This window comes from Gordonia amicalis (assembly GCF_022059885.1).
Lineage (GTDB): Bacteria > Actinomycetota > Actinomycetes > Mycobacteriales > Mycobacteriaceae > Gordonia > Gordonia amicalis.
Genome location: NZ_CP091855.1, coordinates 4,525,196 through 4,552,099, shown reverse-complemented (window position 1 = coordinate 4,552,099; position 26,904 = coordinate 4,525,196). Strand labels below are relative to the sequence as shown.

Annotated in this window: 21 protein-coding genes; 15 read left to right on the top strand and 6 right to left on the bottom strand. The window is 69.7% G+C overall.

Annotation, left to right across the window (positions count from 1 at the left end; genetic code table 11):
* Nucleotides 1–213: 213 nt before the first annotated feature.
* Nucleotides 214–1,452 (top strand): MFS transporter, encoded by a 1,239-nt coding sequence (locus IHQ52_RS21000; RefSeq protein ID WP_096274416.1) that lies wholly within the window; start codon nucleotides 214–216, stop codon nucleotides 1,450–1,452.
* On the opposite strand, the gene IHQ52_RS20995 is transcribed toward IHQ52_RS21000, so the two are convergent.
* Nucleotides 1,371–2,306, bottom strand: a complete 936-nt coding sequence (locus IHQ52_RS20995; RefSeq protein WP_006437405.1) for a diacylglycerol/lipid kinase family protein — start codon at nucleotides 2,304–2,306, stop codon at nucleotides 1,371–1,373. The two genes, IHQ52_RS21000 and IHQ52_RS20995, sit on opposite strands and share 82 nt — an antisense overlap.
* A 130-nt stretch (nucleotides 2,307–2,436) precedes the next feature.
* Between IHQ52_RS20995 and IHQ52_RS20990 the strand changes: the two genes are divergently transcribed.
* On the top strand, nucleotides 2,437–2,883 hold the full coding sequence (locus IHQ52_RS20990; protein WP_024498902.1) for a hypothetical protein: 447 nt from the start codon (nucleotides 2,437–2,439) through the stop codon (nucleotides 2,881–2,883).
* Nucleotides 2,884–2,989: 106 nt separating this feature from the next.
* Nucleotides 2,990–3,778: a ParA family protein gene (locus tag IHQ52_RS20985; protein ID WP_006437403.1), complete on the top strand. Its 789-nt coding sequence runs from the start codon at nucleotides 2,990–2,992 to the stop codon at nucleotides 3,776–3,778.
* A gap of 19 nt (nucleotides 3,779–3,797) precedes the next feature.
* On the opposite strand, the gene IHQ52_RS20980 is transcribed toward IHQ52_RS20985, so the two are convergent.
* A complete protein-coding gene (locus IHQ52_RS20980; RefSeq protein ID WP_238063903.1) occupies nucleotides 3,798–5,069 on the bottom strand; it encodes an Rv3212 family protein in 1,272 nt (423 codons plus the stop codon).
* Nucleotides 5,070–5,086: 17 nt separating this feature from the next.
* Nucleotides 5,087–6,697, bottom strand: a complete 1,611-nt coding sequence (locus IHQ52_RS20975) for a DEAD/DEAH box helicase (protein ID WP_024498904.1) — start codon at nucleotides 6,695–6,697, stop codon at nucleotides 5,087–5,089.
* A gap of 312 nt (nucleotides 6,698–7,009) precedes the next feature.
* Between IHQ52_RS20975 and IHQ52_RS20970 the strand changes: the two genes are divergently transcribed.
* Both IHQ52_RS20970 and IHQ52_RS20965 read left to right on the top strand, forming a co-directional pair.
* Complete coding sequence (locus IHQ52_RS20970) at nucleotides 7,010–7,714, top strand: ferritin-like fold-containing protein (RefSeq protein ID WP_096274414.1); 705 nt, start codon at nucleotides 7,010–7,012, stop codon at nucleotides 7,712–7,714.
* 113 nt (nucleotides 7,715–7,827) lie between these two features.
* Nucleotides 7,828–8,058, top strand: a complete 231-nt coding sequence (locus IHQ52_RS20965; protein WP_005197051.1) for a DUF3107 domain-containing protein — start codon at nucleotides 7,828–7,830, stop codon at nucleotides 8,056–8,058.
* Nucleotides 8,059–8,149: 91 nt separating this feature from the next.
* Here the strand turns inward: IHQ52_RS20965 and IHQ52_RS20960 are convergent, their stop codons facing one another.
* A complete protein-coding gene (locus IHQ52_RS20960; RefSeq protein WP_024498905.1) occupies nucleotides 8,150–8,842 on the bottom strand; it encodes an HTH-type transcriptional activator FasR in 693 nt (230 codons plus the stop codon).
* Between the two features lie 66 nt (nucleotides 8,843–8,908).
* On the opposite strand from IHQ52_RS20960, the gene IHQ52_RS20955 reads away from it, so the two are divergent.
* The 8 genes from IHQ52_RS20955 (at nucleotide 8,909) to IHQ52_RS20920 (ending at nucleotide 18,887) form a co-directional block, all read left to right on the top strand.
* Nucleotides 8,909–9,952 carry a DUF3152 domain-containing protein gene (locus IHQ52_RS20955; protein ID WP_006437398.1) on the top strand — a complete coding sequence of 348 codons (1,044 nt, stop codon included), beginning with the start codon at nucleotides 8,909–8,911 and terminating at the stop codon, nucleotides 9,950–9,952.
* A gap of 73 nt (nucleotides 9,953–10,025) precedes the next feature.
* The gene (moeZ, locus tag IHQ52_RS20950) at nucleotides 10,026–11,222 is read left to right on the top strand and encodes an adenylyltransferase/sulfurtransferase MoeZ (protein WP_006437397.1); all 1,197 of its coding nucleotides are present in this window, start codon (nucleotides 10,026–10,028) and stop codon (nucleotides 11,220–11,222) included.
* 91 nt (nucleotides 11,223–11,313) lie between these two features.
* Complete coding sequence (locus tag IHQ52_RS20945) at nucleotides 11,314–12,168, top strand: TIGR02569 family protein (protein ID WP_006437396.1); 855 nt, start codon at nucleotides 11,314–11,316, stop codon at nucleotides 12,166–12,168.
* A 240-nt stretch (nucleotides 12,169–12,408) separates the two neighbouring features.
* Nucleotides 12,409–13,875: a nitrate/nitrite transporter gene (locus tag IHQ52_RS20940; protein WP_006437395.1), complete on the top strand. Its 1,467-nt coding sequence runs from the start codon at nucleotides 12,409–12,411 to the stop codon at nucleotides 13,873–13,875.
* Between the two features lie 50 nt (nucleotides 13,876–13,925).
* Nucleotides 13,926–16,508: a nitrite reductase large subunit NirB gene (gene nirB, locus IHQ52_RS20935; RefSeq protein ID WP_006437394.1), complete on the top strand. Its 2,583-nt coding sequence runs from the start codon at nucleotides 13,926–13,928 to the stop codon at nucleotides 16,506–16,508.
* The gene (locus IHQ52_RS20930; RefSeq protein WP_006437393.1) at nucleotides 16,505–16,933 is read left to right on the top strand and encodes a nitrite reductase (NAD(P)H) small subunit; all 429 of its coding nucleotides are present in this window, start codon (nucleotides 16,505–16,507) and stop codon (nucleotides 16,931–16,933) included. The genes nirB and IHQ52_RS20930 overlap by 4 nt, the downstream gene beginning before the upstream one ends.
* A complete protein-coding gene (locus tag IHQ52_RS20925) occupies nucleotides 16,930–18,135 on the top strand; it encodes a uroporphyrinogen-III synthase (protein WP_006437392.1) in 1,206 nt (401 codons plus the stop codon). The genes IHQ52_RS20930 and IHQ52_RS20925 overlap by 4 nt, the downstream gene beginning before the upstream one ends.
* Nucleotides 18,136–18,155: 20 nt before the next feature.
* Nucleotides 18,156–18,887 (top strand): sirohydrochlorin chelatase, encoded by a 732-nt coding sequence (locus IHQ52_RS20920; RefSeq protein WP_006437391.1) that lies wholly within the window; start codon nucleotides 18,156–18,158, stop codon nucleotides 18,885–18,887.
* A 4-nt stretch (nucleotides 18,888–18,891) separates the two neighbouring features.
* Here IHQ52_RS20920 and IHQ52_RS20915 read toward each other — a convergent pair whose 3' ends face one another.
* Together IHQ52_RS20915 and IHQ52_RS20910 are read right to left on the bottom strand one after the other, a co-directional pair.
* Complete coding sequence (locus tag IHQ52_RS20915; protein WP_006437390.1) at nucleotides 18,892–19,191, bottom strand: MGMT family protein; 300 nt, start codon at nucleotides 19,189–19,191, stop codon at nucleotides 18,892–18,894.
* Nucleotides 19,192–19,203: 12 nt separating this feature from the next.
* Nucleotides 19,204–19,992: an alpha/beta fold hydrolase gene (locus tag IHQ52_RS20910; protein WP_006437389.1), complete on the bottom strand. Its 789-nt coding sequence runs from the start codon at nucleotides 19,990–19,992 to the stop codon at nucleotides 19,204–19,206.
* 99 nt (nucleotides 19,993–20,091) lie between these two features.
* Between IHQ52_RS20910 and IHQ52_RS20905 the strand changes: the two genes are divergently transcribed.
* Both IHQ52_RS20905 and IHQ52_RS20900 read left to right on the top strand, forming a co-directional pair.
* A complete protein-coding gene (locus IHQ52_RS20905) occupies nucleotides 20,092–23,499 on the top strand; it encodes an ATP-dependent helicase (protein ID WP_040004881.1) in 3,408 nt (1,135 codons plus the stop codon).
* Complete coding sequence (locus IHQ52_RS20900) at nucleotides 23,492–26,902, top strand: ATP-dependent helicase (RefSeq protein ID WP_006437387.1); 3,411 nt, start codon at nucleotides 23,492–23,494, stop codon at nucleotides 26,900–26,902. The genes IHQ52_RS20905 and IHQ52_RS20900 overlap by 8 nt, the downstream gene beginning before the upstream one ends.
* The last annotated feature ends 2 nt before the right edge of the window (nucleotides 26,903–26,904 follow it).

Genomic DNA, 26,904 nt, shown 5'->3' with positions numbered 1-26,904 from the left:
GCAGGTTGACCGCCCGTGTAGTAGCCTACGCGCACCCCGCGACAACTGTCGATGAGTTTCCGCAGGTCGCGACCCTGGCATGGCACAAAATAGCCCGTGACGTGGACAGACCCATCGAGTACTCTTGCTCACATGCGTCGACGATGTTGATCCACACCACGCCGATCCGGCCATGACGGTCCGAGTCCACAACGGCGACTAACGGCCGCGGCCGTGAGCGCCGCCCTCTTCGAGGACCTGATACCGCTCTACCCGGTCTACGCGATTCTGTTCGCCGATGCCACCGTTCCCGGGGCCGGGCTGTCGGCCGTCGAGATCAGCGCCCTGTTCGCGCTCTGGTCGGTCTCGACGGTGGTCGTCGAAGTTCCCACCGGAATCCTGGCCGACCGGTTCTCACGACGCCGCCTGCTCGTCGCGGGGCCGCTGGTCACCGGTGCCGGCTTCGCGCTCTGGACCTTCGCTCCCTCGTTCCTCTCCTTCGGGGCCGGCTTCGTCCTGTGGGCGATCGGCGGCTCGCTGCGCTCCGGCACGAGCCAGGCGCTCGTCTACGACGAACTCGCGCATCTCGGCAGGTCACCGGACTATGCGCGTCTGGCCGGTGCGATGCGCGCGGCCGCCGCGGTCGGGCTGATCGGCGGCACGGCGCTGGCGGTGCCCCTGCTCGCGTGGGGCGGATACGCGGCGGTCGGTATCGCAAGCGTCGCGGCATGCGTGCTCTGCGCGGTCGCATCCGCGTTGTTGCCCGAGACCCGGCGCACCGGGCCACGACGCACAGGACAGGATGTGGCACCGGGCGCCGCCGTCACTGCCGTCGACGATGCGCCGACGGGGTGGCTCGCGATTCTCCGCAATGGGCTGCGCGACGTGCGCGAACAGCCGGTCGCCCGCCGGATGCTGATGCTTGTCGTCGCTCTGACCTGGGTCGCGGCGCTCGACGAGTATCTGCCGCTGCTGGTCGAGTCCTTCCTGGCCGATTCGGTCTCGGATACCCCGACCCCACAGTCGGTCGCACTGCTCATGATCGTGGTCGCCGCCGGCGACATCTGCGGTTCCCTCGCGGCGCGACGCGTCTGCGACTCCGCCGCGGTCGGCCCCGCGGTGGGAGCCGGTGCGGTCACGCTGATCCTCGCCGCGCTGTGGGGCCACCCGGCCGGTGTCCTCGGCGTGGCCGTCGCTTTCGGGATCTTCGGCTGGGCGCTGGTCGTCGCCGACGCCGCGCTGCAGGACCGGTTGGCTTCGGCGTCGCGGGCGACGGTCACGTCGATCGCGGGCGTGGGGGAGGAGGTGGTCGCGCTCCTGGCGTTCGCCGGATGGGCCGCGGGCTCGGCACATCTGGGCCCGGCGGCGCTGTTCGCGATCGCCGCGCTGCCCTACGCGGTGGCGGGCGGCGCGATGACGCCGAGGGCGTCGCGACGATGGCGAAAGCGTATGTCGCGGAACGCGCCGATGTAGTCGCCGTCCATCTGCACGTCGATCGGGGCCTCGGCGATGAAGCGGACCTCGTCGACATCGTCATCCCGGAATAGATGGTGCGCCTTGGGATCTGCTTGTGTCAGCAATCGAGTGGCCAGGGGAAGGTTGCGCAACACGCCGGTCGAGGTCGCCACGAACACGCCCAGACCGGTGTCGAAACCGGTGGTCGGATTGGTGCGGATCTCGCGCGGTCCGAGATAGGTCCAGGGGCTGGTGTTGGAGACGAAACCGAAACGGGCGCCGACGATCCGGTCGCGGCCGGGGATCTCGACGTCGAAGGTCGCCGAACTGCCCGCCTGCTTGAGGAAACTGGTGACGGTGGTCCACAGGTACCGGGCGGGAGTGGCGGCCTTGCCCGCATGGCGCTTGTCCTCCATCGCATGCACCACGACTGCGTCCATACCCATTCCGGTGTTGAACAGGAACCACCGGTCGTCGGTGTGACCGAGGCCGATCCGACGGCTCGCCCCCGCGTCGAGGAGTTCGATGATCTGCCGGGTCGCGAGCAACGGGTCGGGGTCGATGCCGAGGGTGCGCGCGAAGACATTGGCGCTGCCGCCCGGGATGACGGCGAGGGCGGGCCGGTGACGCGAGGGGTCACTCGTCCCCGGCGGGTCGAGGAGACCGTTGGTGGCCTCGTTCACCGAGCCGTCGCCGCCGTGGACGATGACCGTGTCGAAATCCTCGGCCGCCGCGCGGGCAGCGAGTTCGAAGGCATGCCCGCGGTGGGTGGTGAGCTCGACGTCGAGGTCGAAGTGTGCGCTCAGCGTGTGCACGAGAGCATCGCGACCGGCCGGACTGGTCGCGGTGGCGAAGGGGTTGACGATGAGCATGACGCGCACGACACCCGAGGATATGGGGTGGGTGGCATGGGCGCGCATCCGCCCTGCGTCCGCCGGCCCGGCAGATGTGCCCGCGTGGGGTGCACAGCCTCTCCCGACCCGCGCCGAATACCCTGGACGGGTGAGCACGGAGAAGGACCGCCCGGAGCACGACCGGCTTGAGATCGACGCCGATCCGTCGGTGACGCCCACCCAGATCAAGGTGGCCGGGGCGGTGACCACCGTCGAGGGACTGATCGGCGTGGTGGTGGCGGTGATCCTGGTGATCCGCGCGCTCGCCGGGCACGAGGAGACGACCATCAGCGGCTACGGCACCGCGGCCTGGTTCGGCATCATCGGCGGCGGCGTCCTCGCCGGGGGGATCGCGCTGTGGACGGGGCGGCGCTGGGGACGCTCGATCGCGATGATCGCCCAGATCCTGCTGCTCCCGGTGGCGTACTACCTGTTCACCAGCGGCCTGCCGGTTTTCAGCGTGCCGCTGGCCCTGGCGGCCCTCGCGGTGCTGGTGATGCTGTTCAGTCCGGCTTCGGTCCGGTGGCTGGCCGGCGACCTCGAACCCGGCCCCTGACCTGATCGCGGCGGAAATCGGGCATTCCGATCAGTTGACCCAGTTGTTACCGCGACGCCGACTCTAATATGTCGACTCGGTGCCGACCGGCCGTACAGTAGGGCCCATGACGCGCATCCTCGCGATTGCCAATCAGAAGGGTGGGGTCGCCAAGACCACCACGGTCGAGTCCCTCGGAGCCGCTCTCGCGGACCTCGACGTGTCGGTGCTCGTCGTCGATCTCGATCCGCAGGGCTGTCTCACGTTCTCCCTCGGGCACGATCCCGACCAGCTGGAGTCCTCGGTGCACGACGTGCTCCTCGGCGACGAGGAGATCGCCGACGTGCTCCTCGACACCGAGGACAAGGTGACCCTGCTGCCCGCCACCATCGACCTGGCCGGGGCCGAGGCACTGCTGCTGATGCGGCCCGGGCGGGAGTACGCACTGAAGCGGGCACTGGCCGAGGTCGGGCAGGACTTCGATGTCATCATCGTCGACTGCCCGCCGTCGCTGGGCGTGCTCACGCTCAACGGGCTCACCGCGGCCGACGAGGTGATCGTCCCGCTCCAGTGCGAGACGCTCGCGCATCGTGGTGTCGGGCAGTTGCTGCGCACCGTCCGCGAGGTCCAGCAGATCACCAACCCCAACCTCACGATGCTGGGTGCGGTGGCCACGCTGTTCGACGCTCGGACCACGCACAGCCGCGACGTCCTCTCCGACGTCGCCGATCGCTACGAGCTCCCGGTGCTGAACCCGCCGATCCCGCGAACCGTCCGGTTCGCGGAGGCCTCGGCCTCCGGGAGTTCGGTCATGCGCGGACGAAAGAACAAGGGCGCCACCGCATATCGCGAACTCGCGGAGAACCTGTGGAAGTACTGGGACGCGGGGGAGGGTGTACGCACCCTCGACTTCTGAGGCGTCGTGACGGGTGAGGTCAGGCCGGACCGAAGGCCTCGACCGTCGTGCCGCGCTGTTCGACGACCACGTCGCCGAGGACCCGCAGGCTCACCACTCCGTCCGGCGGGGCGTTGCGGGCGAGCGGGATCGAACGGATCTCGCGGCCGCCGGCAACATCACGCACGCTGATCCCGGCCGTACTCGGCAGCAGGAGCTGCCCGGCCATCACCTGGCCGGGTCCGAGCGTGCCGGGGACCTGGTAGATCGGTTTGAGGCTCTGTCCATCCAGCACGACCGTCGACTTGCCGGTCCAATAGGTGACGATGCCGTTCCCGTCGAGCGGGACGCTTCCCGACGGTGGTGTCGCATCCCCGGACACGGTGTTCGAGCCGGTCGCCACGCCCTCGGAGTCGAAGCGTCGGATGGACGGTCCGCTGTCGCCGCCGAGCGCCGGCGGTTCGGCGGGACTCGCGCCGCCGTCGTAGACGGCGATACCCGACGACGACATCGCGATGACCACCGGCGGTGGCCCGCTGACGTCACCGGTGATCAGTGTCGACCCGTACTGCTCGACGCGTTCGTCGTCGAGGAGGACGCCGAGCACGGTCAGCCGATACCCCGGGTCGTCGGCGCAGCGTTCGGTGACGGACATGCGGTCGCCGGAGATGGCCGAGGAATAGATGACGCAGTCCTTGCGCTTGGCCTCGTCCTCCGGGCGGACGCGCGCCTCCACCCGGCCGTACTCGATTCCGCGCACCAGGTTCGAGCCCCACGTCTCGAGCCGGCGGGGGCCCTGGGCGATCACGTACCCGTAGTCGCTGACCAGCCGTAGCTGGTCGTCGGCGTCACTGGTCCGGGCGCCCTTGCGGGCCCCGGTCTTCGCGTCGAGCGCGGTGACCTCCGAGCAGCCGCGGGAGTTGCGGTAGACCGCGAGCGCGAGGTCGGTGCTGGCGGTCCACGCGGTGCCGACGACGCAGAGGTCGAGATCTCGGCGGTAGGACCACAGCTCCGCCCCCGAGGCCGGGTCGTGCCCGGTGACGGTGCCGCCGTTGCCGGTCACGACCACCGAAGCGGCGATGGCCGGCGTGACGGTGGCGTCGGAGGCGGCGTGCCAGCGTGGCGCGAAGGAGCCCGGAACCGCCGCGGGTTGTTCGACCTTGGGTGGGGTGGACTGCGCCTGGACGCTGGTGGTCCCACGTACCGGACTCACCAGCCAGGCGATCAGCCCGGACACGGCGACGAGCACGACGATGATCGCGGTGACCGCGAGGTCGATCGGCCGGCGCCGCTCCGGTTTGACGCGTGCCACGCGTGGACTCGTGGTGGTTACTCGGCAGCTGCCGGTGCGGACTGGGCGGACACCGGGGTCGCGTCGCCTGCACCCTCACCGGCCGGCTTGCCCTTGGCTCCACCGCGACGGCGGCGACGACGGCGCGGCTTCGAGGCGCCCTCGCCGGTGCCCTCGTCGGAGGCCTCGGAATCGTTGCCCTTGGCTTCCTCGGCGGTCTCGGTGCTCGTGCTGGCGGTTTCCGCGGTGTCGCCCTCGGAGGTCTGGCCGCCGCGGGTACGACGACGGGTGCGGGTCGAACGCTTACGCGGTTCCCGGTCCTCGCGCGTCTCGCGGGTCTCGTTCGGGTCGCGCTCGGGCTTGGCGGCCACGATGCGGCCGGTGGCCGTCTCCGGGATGGACAGGTCCTCGCGCAGGTGCTCGGAGGTCGAGTAGGTCTCCGCGGGGTCGGGGATGCCGAGACCGAGGGCCTTGTCGATGAGTTCCCAGCGGTGCAGCTCGTCCCAGTCCACCAGGGTCACCGCGATGCCGGTGCGGCCGGCGCGCCCGGTACGGCCGATCCGGTGCACGTAGGTCTTGTCGTCCTCGGGGCACTGGTAGTTGATGACGTGGGTGACGTCGTCGATGTCGATGCCGCGGGCGGCGACATCGGTGGCGACCAGGACGTCGATGGCGCCGTCGCGGAACCGCTTGAGGGCCTTCTCGCGGGCGATCTGACCGAGGTCGCCGTGCACGGCACCCACCTTGAACCCGCGCTCGGCGAGGTCGTCGGCGACCTTCTGGGCCGTGCGCTTGGTGCGGGTGAAGACCATCGTCGCGCCGCGGCCGTCGGCCTGCAGGATGCGGGCGACGAGCTCGACCTTGTCGAGTGCGTGCGCGCGGTAGGCGTACTGCTTCGTGCGGTCGTGGACCGCCGAGTCGTTGGCGTTCTCGGCGCGGATGTGGGTAGGCCGGTGCAGGAAGGTCCGGGCCAGGGTGACGATCGGTCCGGGCATGGTCGCCGAGAACAGCATGGTCTGGCGCGGGGTCGGCAGCGCGGACATGATCCGCTCGATGTCCGGGAGGAAGCCGAGGTCGAGCATCTCGTCGGCCTCGTCGAGGACGAGGATCGAGACCTTGCCGAGCACGAGGTGGCCCTGCTGGGCGAGGTCGAGGAGGCGACCCGGGGTACCGACCACGACGTCGACGCCGGACTGCAGCTCGGCGATCTGCGCCTCGTAGGGGCGACCGCCGTAGATCGAGGTGACCTTCAGCGGCCGACGGGTGCCGTCGGCGAGAGTGACCTCGAGCGACGGCGCCGCCACCTGGAGGTCGCCGGTCACCTGAACGCACAGCTCACGTGTCGGCACGATGATCAGCGCGCGCGGGGTGTTGTCGAGGGGCCGCACGCCGGAGGCCTCGGCGTGGGCCAGGCGGTGCAGCAGCGGGATGCCGAAACCGAAGGTCTTGCCCATGCCGGTGCGGGCCTGACCGATCAGATCGTGACCCTCGAGGGCGAGCGGGAGCGTCAGTTCCTGGATCGCGAAGGTGTGGGTCTTGCCGTCGTCGGCGAGAGCCGAGACGATACGCTCATCCACGCCGAGTTCGGCGAAGGTGGGGGCGGTGTGGGTGTCGTCGACGATGGTCGTCTGCACGGCCGAATCGCTCATATGCGGTGGTTGCCTTTCTGGGCAGTCTCTTGCGCGCGTGTGATTCCTGCGCGCACGAGGAAAGCTCGAAAGTGCGCGCGCAAATGTCGTAGTGGCACCGGGGATCCGACCGGGCGTCGTGACACGAACTCTTGGCTCCCGCGAGAATCTCGCGAGCGGTTGTCGTCACATCCCATCGGCCGCATCCACACGCTCGCGCCGGAGAGCACGCGATGATCACGCAGCTCAGCGGGCAAGCGACGGGGGGTCCCGTCGGAGTGCACCGCAGTCGAGTGTACTTGGTGCTTCCGGAGCGGCCGCTACCATCACCTCATGGCGCATGCATCCGACCCCCTTGAGCCCATCCCGTCGTCCACGCCGGTTGCTGCGATCGAGAATCAGGACCGCGTGGTCGGGAAGCTGTTCGCGGTGCTGCTCGCCGGCGAATTCGCCGCCTTCCACCGACTCATCGAAGAGTCGGCGATGGCTCCCGATGTGCCGGGCAAGATCGCGATCGCGCGGCTGGCCGCCTCCGAGGTCGGCCACTTCGACCGGCTCGCCGAGCGCGTCGAGACGATGACCGGTCTCACCGCCGCCGAGGCCGTGGAACGCTATCGGTCGATCTTCGACCAGTACCACCGGGCCACCACCCCGAAGACCTGGTACGAGGCTCTGGTCAAGGCCTATGTCGGCGACGGGCTCGCCGCCGACTTCTACGTCGAACTGTCCGACATGCTCCCGCCCGACTCCCGCTCGGTGATGGCCGAGGTGATGGCCGAGACCGCGAACTCGGCCTTCGCCCGCGATCAGGTCCGGGCCGCGGTCGAGGCGGATCCGTCGATCAAATCGGCGCTGGTCCTCTGGGGTCGCCGTCTGCTCGGCGAGGCCATCACCCATGCGCAATGGGTGCTCGCCGCCGAGGAGGAGGTCACCGATCTGCTGTTCTCCGGGGCCTCGTCGCTGTCGGGGGTCGCTCGGTTCTTAGACGCGGTCGCGGCCAAACACGCCACGCGCATGGCCGATCTCGGACTCGACTGACCGGGCTCGCGCACCCCGCTGCTTTTCGCTGTCAGCGGAGCGGCTGTCCCGTCTGACAGCTGCTGGACTAGCCTTGTGCGGCAAGCGTTGTTGACACCGGAGGAGGGCGGCACATGGCCGTGGAAGTGAAGATCGGCATCACCGACAGCCCGCGTGAGCTGACCATCGCGACGTCGCTGACCAGCGACAAGGCCTACGCCGAGGTCGAGGCGGCACTCGGCGGCAAGCAGCAGCTGCTGGCCCTGGTGGACGAGAAGGGCGCCCGTTACCTGATCCCGGTCACCAAGATCGCCTACGTCGAGGTCGGTGCGTCGGAGAACCGTCGCGTCGGATTCGGTTCCTGACCGGACACAAGCCAACGAACAAGGGTCCTGTGCGCCCTCCGCGAATGATCGCGAGGTGCGCGCAGGACCCTTGTTCGTACGTCCGTGGTTCTCAGGCGGGACCGGGGTCGGAGTCCTCCGCCGGGGTCTCGGCGTCGTTCTGGGTCTCGGTGTTCTGGGGCGCCTGACGCGGGAAGTGGGACAGACCGCCCCAGAGGAGCGCGACGGTGGTGTCGACGGCGGTCTGCTTGTCGACGGGCCGCTTGGCCTCGAGCCAGTAGCGCGCGTTGACCTGACTGGCTCCGACGAGTCCGGAGGCGAGCATGCGCGAGCGGTACGGATCGAGTCCGGAATCGTGCATGACCAGGCCGTACACCGCATCCACACACGCCTCGGTGGCACCTTCGACGCGTCGGATGACGGCCGGATCGGAGGCGTCGGAGGAGAAGATCAGCCGGTAGCCGGAGTTGTCCTGGTCGATGAAGTCGAAGAACGCCTCCACCGCCGCACGCACACGCTTCCGGTTGTCGGTGGTGGTGCGCAGGGCGGTGTTCACATCGCTCACCAGCTTCTCGGCATGGGAGTCGACGACCGCGATGTAGAGGTCCAGCTTGGACGGGAAGTGCTGATACAGGACGGGTTTGCTCACTCCCGCGTGCACCGCGATCTCGTCCATCCCGGCGGCGTGGTAGCCGCGCTCGACGAAGATCTCACTGGCCGCGTCGAGCAACTGCATCCGCCGTGCGCTGCGCGGCAGGCGCGTACTGCGTCCGGGCACTGCGGACGCGTTGGTTGCGGTCGACATGGGCAAGATCGTACTCGGGAGACCTTCCTACGCAGTATCTGCGGTCCGCTGTGAGAAAGTTAGTCCGTGAGCCGCGCAGAGGATGGTGGCCCCGGCCTGGATCAGGGACCGGTGCGCACCAAGGATGTCGGCCCGAGATCGTCGGGACGTCCCAAGCCGGACCAGCCGCTGCGTGCGCGCTGGGACCCGACCGATGACAGCGGCCGTCCCCGCGTGGATCGCGATGCACAGCCCGAGTACAAGAAGCAGTCGGCTCTCGGCCGATTCGTCTCGACGTACGGCTGGCGCGCCTATGCCATCCCGGTTCTGACGATCCTCACGATCGCGCTGATAGTCGTGACCATCAAGGACAGCGGGAACGCCGATCTGGCACCGACCGCCGCGGTCAACCCCGACTCCGCTGCACGCAACCCGTACATCAGCACCGAGACGCGTCCGATCGGTGCCCCGACCGGCGACATCCAGGCGGCGGCACTGCCCGCCGGTACCCTCCCCCAGGGTGGCCCGTTCACCACGCAGGGCCGGCAGACCTTCCGGGTGCTGCGGGGTGCGGGCGAGAAGGTCGGCACCGGCGGCCAGGAGTACACCTACACCGTCGAGGTGGAGAACGGTCTCAACCCTCAGGACTACGGCGGCGACCCGACCTTCGCGAAGATGGTCGACACGACGCTGACCAATCCGCGCAGCTGGATCGGCGACGGACGCGTGAGCTTCCGGCGCATCGACCGCGGCGAGCCGGACCTGCGCATCACCCTGGTCTCCACCGGAACGACCCGCGAGCTGTGCGGGTACCAGATCAAGCTGGAGACCTCCTGCTTCTACCCGCCGCAGGGCCGCGTGACCCTGAACGAGGCGCGCTGGGTTCGCGGAGCATTGTCCTATGAGGGCGACGACGTCGCCTACCGGCAGTATCTCGTCAATCATGAGGTCGGGCACGGACTCGGCTACGCCGCACATGAGCCGTGCCGCGAGGACGGCGCGCTCGCGCCGGTGATGATGCAGCAGTCCTTCGGTACCGCCAACTCCGAGGTCATGGCCCTCGATCCGGACATGAAGGCCAATCGCGCGTTCGTCTGTCGTCCCAACCCCTGGCCGTTTCCCAGTCGCTGACCCACGGGAATGAGCCGGCCACCACGGTGGTTGTGCCAAGAGTCCGTGTACTCGCCGAATACTGGAGGCGTTCGTGTCGTCGCAAGGGTCGCTCACCGGGTCGTTGCCACCCCTCGTGGAGCCGGCAGCCGAACTGAGCAATGAAGAGGTGGCCCGCTACAGCCGCCACCTGATCATCCCGGACGTCGGGATGGACGGTCAGAAGCGCCTGAAGAACGCGAAGGTGCTCGTGATCGGCGCCGGCGGACTCGGCTCGCCCACGCTGCTGTATCTGGCCGCGGCGGGTGTCGGCACCATCGGCATCGTCGAATTCGACATCGTCGACGAGTCCAATCTGCAGCGCCAGGTCATCCACGGCCAGTCCGACATCGGGCGTCCGAAGGCAGAGAGCGCGCGGGACTCGATCCTCGAGATCAATCCGTACGTCACGGTGAACCTCCACGACGAGCGTCTCGAACCCGAAGGCGCTGTCGAGCTGTTCTCGCAGTACGACCTCATCCTCGACGGCACCGACAACTTCGCGACCCGCTACCTGGTCAACGACGCCGCGGTACTCGCGCACAAGCCGTACGTCTGGGGGTCGATCTACCGCTTCGAGGGTCAGGCGTCGGTGTTCTGGGAGGACGCTCCCGACGGCCGCGGCATCAACTACCGCGACCTGTATCCGCAGGCCCCGCCGCCCGGAATGGTGCCGTCGTGCGCCGAGGGCGGTGTGCTCGGCATCCTGTGCGCCTCCATCGGTTCGATCATGGGCACCGAGGCCATCAAACTCATCTGCGGTATCGGCGAGCCGCTGCTCGGCCGGCTCATGGTGTACGACGCCCTCGACATGACCTACCGCACCATCAAGATCCGCAAGGACCCCGAGGGTGAGCGCATCGCCGGCCTCATCGACTACGACGACTTCTGCGGCGTGGTGTCCAGTGAGGCATCCGACGCCGCGGCCGGATCGACGCTGACCGCCGTCGAACTCAAGCAGAAGATCGACGCGGGGGAGAAGCTCGCGATCATCGACGTACGTGAGCCGGTCGAGTGGGACATCGTCCGGATCGACGGAGCGACCCTCATCCCGAAGGGCGAGATCCTGTCGGGCGAGGGTCTGGCGAAGGTGCCGCAGGATCGTCCGACGGTCCTGTACTGCAAGACCGGCATCCGCTCGGCCGAGGCGCTCGCCGCACTCAAGCGGGCGGGCTTCGCCGACGCCACGCATCTCCAGGGCGGGGTGACCGCCTGGGCCAACCAGGTCGACAAGACGCTGCCGGTCTACTGACCGCGTCCGCGGGGGGCAGCGGTCGCCGCATCTCGGGCGCGGCACCGCGTGCCTCACCGAATCGGTCCACGGCGCTCGGTAATCTGGCCTGGTGAATACCGTCGAGCCGCCCGAACATGTGCTGAACACGTTCGGGCTCACCGCGCATCCGCCCGTCGCGATGGGCGACTCCTGGGTCGGTGGCTGGCGCGTCGGTGAGGTCGTGCTGTCGCTGGTGCCCGATCACGCGCGCGCCGCCTGGTCGGCCTCCGTCCGCGAGACGCTGTACGTCGAGGGTATGCGGATCGCACGGCCGTTCCGCGCGACCGACGGGCGCTACGTCGTCTCGGGATGGCGTGCCGACACCTACATCGCCGGGACCCCCGAGCCGCGGCACGACGAGGTCGTCCTCGTCGCCGACCGGTTGCACGAGGCCACCGCCGCACTGGAACGTCCGCGCTTCCTCCTGCAGCCCCCCGCGCCGCCGCACACCGACGTCGACGTCTTCACCGCGGCCGACCGTGCCGCGTGGGAGGACGTCCCGCTGCGGTCGGCGCGGGCCGCGGGGATGGCCGAGCCGACGGCACCCGACGGCGTGCAGAGCGTCGAGATGCTGAGAACCCTTGCGAAGCTTCGCAAGCCGGTCGACCTGCCGTCTCAGGTCGTGCACGGCGACCTGTTCGGCACCGTACTCTTCGCCGGTGCCGCCGCACCCGGCATCACCGACATCGTCCCGTACTGGCGACCGGCCCCCTGGGCGGCCGCGGTCGCGGTGGTCGACGCCCTCGCCTGGGGTGGCGCGGACACCGAACTCGTCCAGCGGTGGTCGGATCAGCCGGAGTGGCCGCAGATGATGCTGCGGGCGACCATGTTCCGGCTGGCGGTCCACGCGCTGCACCCGCGCTCCACCTCCGGCGCACTGCCCGGGTTGCAGCGGGTCGTCGAGCTGGTACGTTTGCTCGTATAACCGCAGCTCACAGCCCTGCGTCGGATCTGTCAGGGTTCTCACACCCCATCTGCGGCGAAGTGAGAACAACGTGACGGTCCGGTCACCTCGCGGAAAATCCCCGCAACACGCTCCCCACATGCTTGGTGTCAGTCGCACGACATCGGTGTCGGCGCCCGATACGACAGCCCGCTGTCGTGTCACAGATGACCGCCCGCACTGCTCGTGCAGTGACCACCAAGCATCGGAAGACGGGGACGCATGGCCTTCGCAGACCTCAGAGCACAGCTCACTCGTGACCACACCATCACCGACTGGGATCCCGAAGATCGGGTCGCCTGGGACAACGGCAACGCCGCGATCGCCAAGCGCAATCTGATCTGGTCGGTGATCTGCGAACACGTTGGCTTCTCCATCTGGTCGCTGTTCTCGGTGCTGGCCCTGTTCATGGGCCCCGAGTACGGCATCAGCATGGATCAGAAGTTCGTCATCGCCGCGACCGCGACCCTCGTCGGGTCGTGCCTGCGCATTCCCTACACCCAGGCGACCGCGAAGTTCGGTGGACGCAACTGGGCGATCTTCTCGGCCGTCGTGCTCCTCATCCCGACGGGCCTGACGATGATGCTGATGATGAACCCGGGCGAGTTCGGGTTCGGCTGGTTCCTGGCGGTCGCGGCCATCACCGGGTTCGGCGGCGGCAACTTCGCCTCCTCGATGACCAACATCAACGCCTTCTACCCGCAGCGTCTCAAGGGCTGGGCGCTCGGACTCAACGCCGGCGGCGGCAACATCGGTGTCCCGGTCGTCCAGGTCATCGGTCTGCTGGTCATCTGGCTCTTCGCCGACCAGCCCGAGATCGTCTGCGCGATCTACCTCGTGGCACTTGCCATCGCAGGTGTGGGCGCCGCGATCTACATGGACAACCTCGACCATCAGACGGCCAGCGGCAAGGCGATGATCGACTGCCTCAAGTACCGCGACACCTGGCTCATCTGCCTGCTCTACGTCGGCACCTTCGGCTCGTTCATCGGTTTCGGTTTCGCGTTCAGCCAGGTCCTCAACATCAGCTTCACCTCGGCCGGCGCTTCCAAGCCCGCCCTCGCGGCGGCCCAGATCGCCTGGATCGGACCGCTTCTGGGGTCGGTCGCACGTCCCTACGGCGGTAAGCTCGCCGACCGCATCGGGGGCGGCAAGGTGACGCTGTATTGCTTCATCGCGATGGCCGCATCGGCGTCGATCCTCGTGATCGCCGGTATGTCGGCCGATGCGAACGGCAAGGTGATCAGCGGAGGTGTCCTCGCGGCCTTCATCACCGGATTCATCTTGTTGTTCCTGCTCTCCGGGATCGCCAACGGTTCGGTGTACAAGATCATCCCGACGATCTGGGAGCACAAGGCGCAGTCGCTGTCGGGTCTGAACGCCTTCGGCAAGACCACCTGGTCGCGCAGCATGTCCGGCGCGCTCATCGGGATCGCCGGTGCGGCCGGCGGCCTCGGCGGTGTCGGCATCAACCTGGTACTGCGGTCCAGCTACAAGTCCAATCAGTCGGCCACACAGGCCTTCTGGGTGTTCCTCACCTTCTACGTGATGGCCGCGGTGGTCACCTGGTGGTTCTACGCACGGCGCCCGATCGTCGTCGGTGAGACCACCGATCTGCCGGTCGCGGACGCCGTGAGCGCCGGCACGGCCACCACCGGCGAGCCGGCCGCCAAGGAAGCGCTGGCCTGAGATCGCGCGCGGCGCAACTCGACCACCAGGCAAGGCACAGGGAGTAGACAATGAGCAGCGAGACCAACACGGGTTGCAGCACCGTCGTCGTGGTGGGTCACGGCATGGTCGGACACCGTTTCGTGCAGGAGATGCGGCAGCGTGACACCGACAACCGGTGGCGCGTCGAGATCGTCTGTGAGGAGACCGAACCGGCCTACGACCGCGTGGGTCTGTCCTCCTACGTCGGCGCATGGCAGCGGGATTCGCTGGCACTGGACGGCAACACCTACGACGGTGACGATCTCGTCGTCACCCATCTGGGTGAGGCCGTCACCGCGATCGACCGGCCGCAACGCCGCGTCGTCACGTCGTCGGGACGCGAGATCGCCTACGACGCACTCGTGCTCGCGACGGGTTCCTACGCCTTCGTACCGCCGGTCCCGGGTCACGACAACCCCAGGTGCTTCGTCTACCGCACGCTCGACGATCTCGACGACATCCGGGCGGCCGCCGACGCGGCCGGCCCGGGGGCCACGGGCGTCGTCGTCGGCGGTGGCCTGCTCGGACTCGAGGCGGCCAACGCGCTCAGGCTGATGGGTCTCAAACCGCATGTGGTCGAGTTCGCGCCGCGGCTCATGCCGATGCAGGTCGACGCCGGCGGCGGGGCGATCCTGGAGAACCTCGTCACCGACCTCGGTCTCGAGGTCCACACCGGGGTCGGCACCTCCGAGATCGCCGACGCCGAGAACGGCGGGCTGCGCGTCACGCTGTCGGACGAGTCGCTGATCGTCGCCTCGCTGGTCGTCTTCTCGGCCGGCGTCCGGCCCCGCGATCAGCTCGCCCGCGACGCCGGCCTCGCGGTCGCCGAGCGCGGCGGTGTGCTCGTCGACACCGATTGCGTCACCGACGACGAGAACATCTTCGCCATCGGCGAGGTCGCCGCGGTCGAGGGGCGCTGCTACGGGCTCGTCGCTCCCGGCTACTCGACCGCCGAAGTCGTCGCGGACCGCCTGCTCGGCGGCTCGTCGACCTTCCCCGGCGCCGACATGTCGACGAAGCTGAAGCTTCTCGGCGTCGACGTCGCGAGCTTCGGCGATGCGTTCGCGACCACCGAGAACGCCCTCGAGATCACCTACCACGACGCGGTGGCGGGCCGCTACGCCAAGATCGTCGTCAGCGACGACGCGAAGACCCTGCTCGGCGGCATCCTGGTCGGCGACGCCTCGGCCTACGCCCTGCTCAAGCCGATGGTGGGCCGGGAGATCCCCGGCGACCCGGCGGCTCTGATCGCGCCGGAGGGCGGCACCGGCGTCGGTATGGACGCGCTGCCCGACGACGCCGAGATCTGCTCCTGCAACGGGGTGTCGAAGGGGGCGATCTGCTCGGCGATCGCCGAGGGGGCCTGCGACATCGCGGCGATCAAGGGCTGCACCTCGGCCGGCACCACCTGCGGCGGTTGCCTGCCGAGCATCAAGCAGTTGCTCTCCGCGTCGGGCGTCGAGCTCAGCAAGTCGCTGTGCGACCACTTCTCCCAGTCTCGCGCCGAGTTGTTCGAGATCGTCGCGGTCACCGGCATCCGGACCTTCTCCGAGCTCATCGACCGCTACGGCACCGGGCAGGGCTGCGAGATCTGCAAGCCGACCGTCGCCTCGATCCTCGCCTCCACGTCGAGCGAGCACATCCTCGACGGCGAACAGGCCGCACTGCAGGACACCAACGACCACTTCCTCGCGAACATGCAGAAGAACGGGTCGTACTCGGTGGTGCCGCGCATGCCGGGAGGTGAGGTCACGCCCGAGCAGCTCATCGTGATCGGCGAGATCGCCCGCGACTACGGCCTGTACACCAAGATCACCGGCGGTCAGCGCATCGATCTGTTCGGCGCCCGCGTCGACCAGCTGCCCGAGATCTGGCGACGCCTCGTCGAGGCCGGGATGGAGTCCGGCCACGCCTACGGCAAGAGCCTGCGCACGGTGAAGAGCTGCGTCGGCTCCACCTGGTGCCGGTACGGCGTCCAGGACTCGGTCGGCATGGCGGTCTTCCTGGAGAAGCGATACCGGGGCCTGCGGTCGCCGCACAAGATCAAGTTCGGGGTCTCGGGATGTGCCCGCGAGTGCGCGGAGGCCCGCGGCAAGGACGTCGGCGTGATCGCCACCGAGCACGGCTGGAACCTCTACGTCGGCGGCAACGGGGGCCAGAGCCCCAAGCATGCGCAGCTGCTGGCCGGCGGAGTGGATGACGACACCCTGGTCGCTTACATTGATCGGTACCTCATGTTCTACATCCGTACCGCCGACCGACTGCAGCGCACAGCCCCGTGGCTGGAGTCTCTGGAGGGCGGTCTGGACCATCTCAAGGCGGTGGTCTGCGACGACAGCCTGGGACTCGCCGCCGAACTGGAGAACGCGATGGCCCGGCACGTCGCCGGATACCAGGACGAATGGGCAGCGGTGCTCGGCGACGAGGACAAGCTGAGGCGGTTCGTGTCGTTCGTGAACGCACCCGACGTGGTCGACCCGACCATCCGGTTCGCGGAGTACGAACGTAAGGTGCCGGTGCTGCTCGACATGCCGCAGGTACGTCCGGGGGCGGATGTGAACACCGGATCGGTCGTGGACGCGGCGCCGGTGAAGGAAGGAGTGCCGACATGACCATCGCACCAGACGAGACCGGACGGAGTTCCTTCGCTGTCGACGGGTCCGGCGCGGTCGAGGGAACCTGGGTGAGGGCCTGTTCGATCGACGACCTGATCGTCGGACGCGGGGTCGCGGTGCTCGGTCCTCGCGGAGAGCAGGCCGCGTTGTTCCGGCTGCTCGCCGCCGAGACCGACCGGGAGGCGGCACCCGGCCGCTCCCGCCTGTACGCGATCGGCAACATCGACCCGTTCGGCCGCGCCGCGGTGCTCTCGCGCGGACTCACCGGTGACCGCGCCGGCGAGCCGACGGTGGCCTCGCCGCTCGGTAAGCAGGTGTTCGCGCTGCGGACCGGTGTCTGCCTGGACGACGAGTCCGTCTCCGTGCCGAGCTACGGAGTACGCGTCGTCGAGCGGACCGTCGAGGTGTTCTTTCCCGCGTGAACGCCATCAATCATCCCGGTGACTCGACCGACAACGACCCGTTGCCCGCCGACCCGTTGCCCGCCGACCCCTTGCCACTGACCGGATTCACCATCGGTATCACCGCCGCCCGCCGGGCCGAGGAGTTCGCCGCGCTGCTGGAACGACGAGGTGCGCGGGTCGTGCAGGCGCCGACCATCCGCATCCTGCCACTGGTCGACGACACCGAACTCGAGCGGGTGACCGAGGAGATCATCGTCTCGCCGCCGCAGATCATGGTCGCAACGACCGGTATCGGGTTCCGGGGCTGGATCGAGGCGGCCGACGGCTGGGGCAGGGCCGAGGACGTGCTGCATTCGCTGTCGCAGAGCCGGTTGATCGCGCGCGGCCCCAAGGCAAAGGGAGCGATCCGCGCCGCGGGACTCCGGGAGGAGTGGTCGCCGGAGAGCGAATCCTCCTCGGAGGTGCTCGATCACCTGCTCGCCGAGGGCGTCGAAGGTGTGCGGATCGCCGTGCAGCTCCACGGCGCGACGAGCGAGTGGGAACCGCTGCCGGACTTCTGCACCGTCCTGCGCGCCGCAGGGGCCGAGGTCGTACCGATCCCGGTCTACCGCTGGAACATGCATCCGGATGTGGCGCGCATCGACAAGATGATCGCCTCGGTGCTGCGCGGCGACCTCGACGCGATCACCTTCACCAGTGCGCCGGCCGCGGCGTCGATCCTGACCCGCGCCAAGGAACTCGGGAAGCTGCAGCAGTTCGTCCACGCGTTGCGTACCGCGGTGCCGGTGATGTGTGTTGGATCGGTGACGGCCAGTCCACTGGAGGCGCTGCAGATCCCGACGACGTATCCGCGCCGGTTCCGGCTCGGTGCGCTCGCGCGCCTGATCACCGACGAACTCCCGCGCCGCACCCACGTGCTGCGTGTCGCCGGACACGACACCGCGATCCGCGGGCAGGCCGTCGTCGTCGACGGCGAACTGAAAGACCTGTCGGCGACGGGCCTGCTGCTCCTGAAACTGCTCGCGCGCAATCCCGGGCGGGTGGTGTCTCGGCAGGAGATGCTCGCTGTGCTGCCCGGCGACAGCTCCGACACCCACGCCGTCGAGGTCGCGGTCGCGCGACTCCGTGCGGCACTGGGGGATTCGAAGATGGTCCAGACCGTCGTGAAACGCGGTTACCGCCTGGCCGTCGACCTCGAGTACGACGCCGAAGACGAATGAACACATCCTGGGGAGAACACATGCGAGACAACCACGTACGGCTCCCGCACGGCGACCGCCTGCGCGACGTCAGTCCGGTGCTGGTCGCCCATGGCACCCGTAATCCGCACGGCGTCAACGTCATCGCCGAGATCGCCGAGGCCGTCAGCGCGCGGATCGGTGTGACCCGCACCGCGTTCGTCGACGTACTCGGACCCACGCCCAGTGAGGTGATCGCCGACCTCGACCGTCCGGCCGTGCTGGTGCCGGCCTTTCTGGCGTCGGGTTACCACGTCCGCAAGGACATCCCCGAACACGTCGCGCTGGCGGGCCGGTCCGACACCGTGGTGACCCGCGCGCTCGGCCCGGACCCGTCGATCGCGGCGGTGGCCCGCCTGCGGCTGGCCGAGGCCGGTTGGGAGCCGGGCGACGCGGTGGTCCTCGCGGCTGCCGGATCGTCGGACTCCAGTGCCTGCGGGCAGGTGTATCTGGCTGCGCGGCAACTGGAATCGCTGATCGGTGGGCGAGTGGAGGTCGGATTCATCGCCACTGCGCAGCCGTCGGTGCCGGAGGCGGTCGCATGTGCGCGCCGCACGGGTCGCCGCGTGGTGATCGCGAGCTACCTGCTCGCGCCGGGACTCTTCCACCAGCGTCTGGAGACCTACGGCGCCGACGCGGTGGCCGCACCTCTCGGCCCCGACCCGCGGATCGTCGACCTCATCGTCACGCGCATGCGTGCGGCGATCAGCCCGTATCGGCGCACCCCGGCCTGACGGGTCAGGGGATCTCCCACCGGCACTCGCGCAACCGGATCCGTCCGTCGTCGATCGGAACGCCCTCCGTGGCAAGTCGTTCCAGCTGACGTGTGGCGAGATGCGGTGCGGGACGACCGCTCGCGGGAACGACCCGGTGCCACGGCAGGTCGGCGGTGTCGGTGCGCATGATCCAGCCGACGATCCGCGCGCTGGACAGTCCGGCCGCGCCGGCGAGGTCGCCGTAGGTGCTCACCTGCCCGACCGGGATGGCCGCGACCAGCGCGCGGACGGTCTCCACCTGCTCCTCGGTGATCGCAGCCATCGGCGCAGGCCCTCAGAGCAGTGAGCGGATCAGGGTCGCGGTCAGTTCCGGTTCGAGGAACGGCACCATGTGCGCGCAGTCGGCGTGGTGCACCGTGACGTCGCCACCGCGTTCGCTCGCGCAGGCCTCCAGGAACGCGGGTCGGACGAACGGCGGCTGCACCTGGTCGGCGACGACGATGTGCGTCGGCACGCCCGGCGGCGGAAGTACTGCGGGCCTGGCCATTTCACTCCACGACGCGGCGGCCGCCGGGGCGCTGACCCGCCAGCCCACCCGGCCGTGCGGGCGGGGGATCAGGTGCTCGGTGAGCTCGGCCTCCATGATGTCGTCGGGAACATCCGCCCAGCCCTCGGACTTCTTGGCAGTGCGCGCGGCGTCGACGTTCGCGTAGTCCCAGTTGTCCAGACTGTCGGTGGCGACCTGGAGCGCGAACTCGGGGTCGAGGCCCTGCGCGGGATCGAGGAGGACGAGCCCCTTGACCGCATCGGGTCGGCGATTCGCCAGGTGCAGGGCGAGCGCACCGCCGAACGAGTGACCCGCGACGACGATCGGACGACCGTCGGGGACGTGTTCGTCGAGGACCGCCGACAGTGCACGTACGTGGTGCTCGATGCTCCACGGCGGACGCCACGGTGAGCGACCGTGGCCGATGAGATCGGGTGCGACGATGCGGACGCCACCCAGGTGCCGGGCCAGGGGCTCCCACCGGCGACCGTGACCGGTGAGCCCGTGGATCGCGAGAACCGTCGCGGTGCTCTCCGCCGAGCCGCCGCCGAAGACATACGTGTTGAGAGCTGTCACCCGTCCATCCTGCCGTATGCGCGGGGCCGGAGCCCGACCCACCCGCGTGACACCTCGGGGCCGACGGGGGCGTCGGTGGCACATGATTCGATGGAGCCCATGAGTCGGAAACCGGGCACCACGGCGCCACGCAGCGCCCTGCGCGCACGACTCGTCGCGGCTCCCGAGGCGGCGGACCGTCCCCGGACGTGGCCGGCGGTGATCGCGCAGGTCATCGACCCAGGCGCGAGCAATCCGGGCAGCGCGGAACAGCAGGCCTGGCGGCCGATCCGGGTCCACGGCGGACCCGGCAGCGGCAAGACGGCACTGATCGTCGACGCCGCCGTCGCGCGCCTGCTCGACCCCGCGACAGATCCGGAATCGGTGCTCGTCCTGGCGTCGAGTCGTCGTGCGGCGGTTGCGCTGCGTGAGGAGATCACCCGGCGCGTGCTCTCGGCCAACGCGGCCGGGCGGCGCGTGCTGGGCGGTGCGCTCCGCGAACCCCTCGTCCGCACCGTGCACTCCTATGCCTTCGCGATCCTGCGCCTGCAGGCGAGCGCGCACGGCAACCCGCCCCCGCGGCTCATCACCGGCTCGGAGCAGGACGTCGTGCTGCGTGAGCTGCTCGCCGGCGACATCGAGGACGGGGCGGAGTACTGGCCCGCGCATCTACGGCCGGCCCTGGGAACGGACGGTTTCGCGCAGGCCCTGCGTGACCTGATGATGCGGGCCGCCGAACGCGGCGTCGGACCGGAGGAACTCGCGGCGCTTGGCCGTGAACACAAACGCCCCGAGTGGACCGCCGCGGCCCGCGCCTACGCCCAGTACGAGCAGAACATGCTGCTGCGCGGCGCAGTCGGACTCGAGACCCCCGGTGCATCGGCGCCAGCCGTCGACGCGGCCGAGCTGATCGGTTCGGCGTTGTCGGCCTTCGCCACCGACCCGGAACTGCTGAGCGGTGAACGCCGCCGCATCCGCCACCTTCTCGTCGACGATGCGCAGCATCTGGATCCCCAGGCAGCACAGCTGATCCGGCTGGTCGGCACCGGCACCACCTCGACGATCATCGCGGCCGACACCGATCAGTCGGTCTTCGGTTTCCGCGGAGCCAGTCCGCGTTTCGCCGACGAGCTCGCCGACCCGGGCTCCGACCGTGACATCGTCCTCGAACACGACTTCCGCTCCCACCCCGACCTCGCTCGCCTGGGGCGTGCGATCGCCGCGCGGCTTCCCGGTGCGCGCCCCCACGCGTACCCGGAGCCGGTTCGGGCCGAGGGTGATGCCGACGTGCCGCGCGACGTCGCCGCGGTACGCGTCTACGGTTCGACGGCCAAGGAGGCCACCGCGATCGCCGATCTGCTCCGGCGGGCGCATCTGTTCGACGGCGTCCCGTGGTCGCAGATGGCGGTGATCGTGCGGTCGGTGTCGCTGGCGTTGCCGCCGCTCCGACGCGCGTTCCGGTCGGCCGGTGTCCCGGTCACGACACCGGCGAGCGATCTGCCGCTGCACCGGCAGCGCGCGGTGATCGCGCTGATGCTGGTGCTGCGGGTGGTGGCCGCCCGGCGCGAGGACCCGACGGCACGTGGTGAGGCGATCCCGGAGTTCGAGCTGTTCACCACCGAGGACACCCTGGCACTGCTGTCGGGTCCGGTCGGTGCCGCCGACCCCGGCGCGATGCGGCGTCTGCGGCGCGGCATCCGACGCCTCGACGAGAAGAGCGACCCGACGGCACAACCGGAGTCGCTGACCTCGCTCACCCGCGCCCTCCTCGACCCCGAACTCGGCGCACGGTACCGGCGCGCCCTCACCGAGACCGAGGCCGCCCCACTGGCACGAGTGCTCGACGTCGTGGCGGCCGGACAGCGGGCCCACGATGCCGGCCGTGGCGTCGAGGAGACGCTGTGGGCCGCATGGCAGGCCACCGGTCTGGAGCGGCGCTGGGCGGCGTCGGCGGTCCGCGGCGGTCCGGCCGGGGAGCAGGCCGACCGCGACCTCGACGCGGTGATGGCGATGTTCGAGGCGGCCGCCAACTTCGCCGACACGCTGCCCGCCGCCGGACCGGCCGGGTTCGTCCACTACCTCTCTCAGCTGCAGATCCCGCGCGACAGCCGAACCGCCACAGCGGCAACCGAATCGGTGACCGTACTGTCCACGCACGCCGCGGTGGGCCGGGAGTGGGAGGTCGTCGCGGTGGCCGGTGTCCAGGACGGTCTGTGGCCGTCGCTGCGCAGCCGGGGCGGCGTGCTCTCCACCGGCGCGCTGGTCGACATCCTCGACGGTATGGACGCCGGCGCGGTCGACACCGTCGCCCGTGGCGCCACGGCCCTGGCCGACGAGCGGCGGCTGTTCCTGGTCGCGTGCACGCGTGCGCGCAGCAGGCTGCTGGTGACGGCCGTGGAGGACGGCAGCGGCGACGCCTCGCCGTCTCGCTTTCTCACCGAACTGGCCGACCTCGTGGACGATCCCGACGAGGAGGCGCCGCAGGCCGAACTCCAGCTCGACCCGGGCGTCGACCGCGTGCTGTCGCTGCCGTCGCTGGTCGCCACGCTGCGGTCGGTGGTGATGGCCGGTGCGCACGAACCCGAACCGGATGAGCGGACGCGCGCGGCCGCCCGCCTGCTCGCCGTGCTCGCCGACTCCGACATCCCGGGTGCCCATCCGCGCGACTGGTTCGGGCTCGCCGCACCCAGCACCGACGCGCCGCTGTGGACACCGGACAACGGACCAGTCGTGCTGTCGCCGTCGAATGTCGAAGCGCTGAACCGCTGTTCGTTGCGCTGGGTGCTGGAACGCAACGGCGGCCGAGACGGCGACGGGACACCGGCGCTCACCGGCAGCCTGGTGCACACGCTGGTGCAGGCCGTCGCGGGACAGCTGGATCCGGCCGAGGTGACCGCGGCGCTACGCGGGATCTGGGACCGGGTCGACACGGGTGCGGGCTGGTATTCGGCGCGGGAACTCGAGCGTGCCGAGAACATGCTCGGCCATTTCCGCGACTGGCTGCGGATCTCGCGGGCCGACCTCGACGAGGTGGGCGTCGAATTGCCCGTCGACGCGACCATTCCCGGTGGTCCCACCGGCGAACCCGGCGAGGAGGACGCCCCCGACGTGCGGCTGCGCGGCCGGGTCGACCGCCTCGAGACCGATTCGGCCGGCCGCCCGGTGGTGGTCGACGTCAAGACGTCGAAGACCCCGATCACCAAGGCCGACGCCGACGAACACGCCCAGATGGCCGCCTACCAGGTCGCGCTGGCCCACGGGGGAGTGCCGCAGTTCGGCGATGTCGCACCCGGCGGGGCGCGTCTGGTGTACGTGTCCACCGCGAACCGTAATTCCGGTGCGGCCGAACGCGTTCAGTCACCGCTGACGCCGGAGCTGCTCGACGAGTGGATCGGCGTCGTGCGCCGGGCCGCTCGGGCCAGCATCGGCCCGACCTTCACCGCGACGCCCAACCCGGGCTGCGTGCACTGCAACCTCTCGACCAGCTGCCCCGCGAAGATCCCCGGAAAGGCGGTGACCGATGACTAGCGGAACCCAGACCGGTGGACTCGCGACCGGCCGGGCGATGATCGGCGCGAAGTCGCTGGCTGCGGCGCTCGGCCTCCCGGACCCGACCCCGGAACAGGTCGCGGTGATCGAGGCGCCGGTCGAACCGATGCTCGTCGTCGCCGGTGCCGGTGCGGGCAAGACCGAGACGATGGCGTCGCGCGTGGTGTGGCTCGTCGCCAACCAGGTGGTGGCGCCCGACGAGATCCTGGGACTCACATTCACCCGCAAGGCCGCCAGTGAACTCGGTGCGCGCATCCGCCGCCGGCTGTCGATGCTGTCGGGTGCACCGGCATTGCGGACCTGGGACCCGGACGGCTCGCTGGCCGCGCGCCTGCGCGGTGCGGACCCGGAGGTCAGCACCTATCACGCGTACGCCGGCCGGCTGATCGCCGACTACGGCCTGCTCCTGCCCGTCGAACCGTCGTCGACGCTGCTCACCGAGACCGAACTCTGGCAGCTCGCGTTCTCGCTCGTGTCGTCGTGGCCGGGGGAACTGAACACCAAGAAGGTTCCGGCCTCCGTCACCGAATCCGTCCTCAAGCTGTACGGCGAGATGTCCGAACATCTCGTCGACATCGACGATCTCGCCGAGGCGGGCTCGAAGCTGTACGAGCTCATCGACACCCTGCCGAAGGGGCCGAAGCAACGCGACAAGCCGACGCAGGCGCTGCTGAAGGTCCAGGAGGTGATCGACGAACGGCGCGAACTGATCCCGATGGTCATCGCCCTCGGCGAGACGATGCGGGTTCAGTCCGCACTGGACTTCGGCAGCCAGATGTCGCTCGCCGCACGGCTCGTCGTGTCCAATCCGGAGGTCGTGGCCGCTGAGCGCACGGCGTTCCGGGCGGTCCTCCTCGACGAGTACCAGGACACCGGGCACTCGCAGCGCGTGCTGCTCTCGACCCTGTTCGGCGGCCACGATCCGTCGCGCGATGCCGTCGCCGTCACCGCGGTCGGCGATCCGATCCAGTCGATCTACGGGTGGCGCGGCGCCTCCGCGGCGAATCTGCCGCGGTTCGCCCGGGACTTCCCGCGCCCCGACGGCACGCCCGCCGAGCGCCGCGAACTCCTCACCAGCTGGCGCAATGCCGCCCAGGGCCTTCGCCTGGCCAACCAGATCTCCGAGGAACTCCGCCGCCGCGGCATCCCGGTCTCCATCCTGCGGCCCCGGCCCGACGCCCCGCGCGGCACCGCGACCCTCGCTCTCACCGAGACGGTCATCGACGAACGGAACTGGATCGCCGACGAGATCGAGACGCGCTACCGGGCGGCCGAGACCGCCGGCGAGGCACCGCCGACCACGGCGATCCTGGTGCGGCGCAACGAGGATTCCGCACCGCTGGCCGCCGAGCTGGAGAGCCGCGGCATCCCCACCGAGGTCGTCGGCATCGGCGGACTGCTGCACGTCCCGGAGATCCAGGACATCGTCGCGACCCTGCGCGTGATGGCCGACCCGATGGCCGGCACCGCGGTGATGCGGCTCCTCACCGGTGCCCGCTGGCGGTTGGGGGCCAAAGACCTTGCGGCACTCTGGCGCCGGGCCACGACCCTGGCCGCCGAGAGTTACGCCGAAGCGGGTGGGGTCGTCACCAGCCGGGAAGAGCTCGACGCCGCGCTCGACGCGGTGCTGCCCACCGAGATCGTCGACCGGGCCGGGATCGCCGACGCCGTGATCGATCCCGGTGACCCCGGCGACTACAGCCCCGAGGGATACGCCCGCATCCGGGCGTTCGGCGCCCAACTGGAATCACTTCGGCGCCGCATCGGACAGCCACTGCCCGAACTCGTCGCCGACGTGGAGAACACCATCGGCGTCGGCGTGGAAGCACAGATCCGCGCACGGCGCATGCGCGGTGCGATCACCGGCCGCGAACATCTCGACGCGTTCGCCGACTACGTGAGTCACTACGCCGACCGTCCCGGCGCCAATCTGCCTGGGCTGCTGGCGTTCCTCGACGCCGCCGAGTCCATCGAGAAAGGCCTCGAACCGGGCCGGATCGAGGTTGCCGAACAGCGCGTGCAGATCCTCACCGTGCACGCGGCCAAGGGTCTGGAGTGGGATGTCGTGGCCGTCCCCCACCTGGCGAGGGGCATCTTCCCCAGTGCCAAGGCCGACACCACCTGGCTCGGCAGCGCGCGCGAACTCCCCGCCGACCTGCGCGGTGACCTCGCGATCCCCGCCGAGTCGGCCGACGGTGCGCCCGAGGGCTTTCCGCTGCTGAAGATCGACACGGTCGGCGACCGCAAACAGCTCGAGGACGCCCTGTCCGATCACAAGGCGGCGATCGGCGAACGACGCCTCGAGGAAGACCGGCGCCTGCTCTACGTCGCCCTCACCCGTGCCCGGCACGATCTGCTGATCTCGGCCCACCACTGGTCGGAGACCGGTGACAAGCCGCGCGGCGGTTCGGATTTCTTCGACGAGCTGATGGTTGCCGTCGACGAGGCGGTCACCGACCCGGCCGTCGACTCCACCGGTCTGTCCATCGCGGTCCGCACGCCGCCGCCCGCAGAGGACGCGACCAACCCGCTCGCCGAACGCGTTGTCGCGCAGCCCTGGCCGCGCGACCCGCTCGCCGGGCGCCGCGATGCGGTGCAGGCGGCCGCCGACCTCGTCCTGGCGGCCATCGCGGACCGCGAGGCGCCCGCGCTGTTCGAGACCCCCGCCACCTCGGCCGATCCGGAGACCCTGCCGATGCCACCGGATCCGGAGGACGAGGTCGCGGCCTGGGAGGCCGAGGTGGCGGCACTTCTGGCCGAACATCATCAGGCCAACCAGGCGCTCGTCGAGGTGACGTTGCCGACGCACCTCTCGGTCAGTCAGCTCGTCGAACTGGACGCCGACGAGGCCGAGTTCGCCCGTCGGCTCCGGCGTCCGACTCCCTTCCGGCCCAACCCGATGGCACGGCGCGGCACCGCATTCCACGCCTGGGTGGAACGCTGGTTCGGCGCCACCCGGCTGCTCGACATCGACGAACTGCCCGGTGCCGCCGACGCAACAGCGAGTCCCGACGCCGACCTCGACGCCCTTCGTGACGCATTCCTCGCCTCGCGCTGGGCCAATCGCAGCCCCACCGACGTGGAGGTGCCGTTCGAGACGGTGATCGGCGGCATCGTCGTGCGCGGCCGGATCGACGCGGTCTTCGCCGAGAAGGACGGCTCGTGGACGGTCGTGGACTGGAAGACCGGCGTCGTACCCGAACCGGCGAGACGGGAGTCGCTGTTCATCCAGCTGGCCGCGTATCGGATCGCCTGGGCGCAGCTCGCCGGTGTCCCGGTGGAGAAGGTGCACGCGGCGTTCCACTACGTGCGTGACGGACACACCCTGGAGGCCGACGACCTGCCCGACGAGGCAACCATCGCCGCCAAGCTCGCCAAATGAGC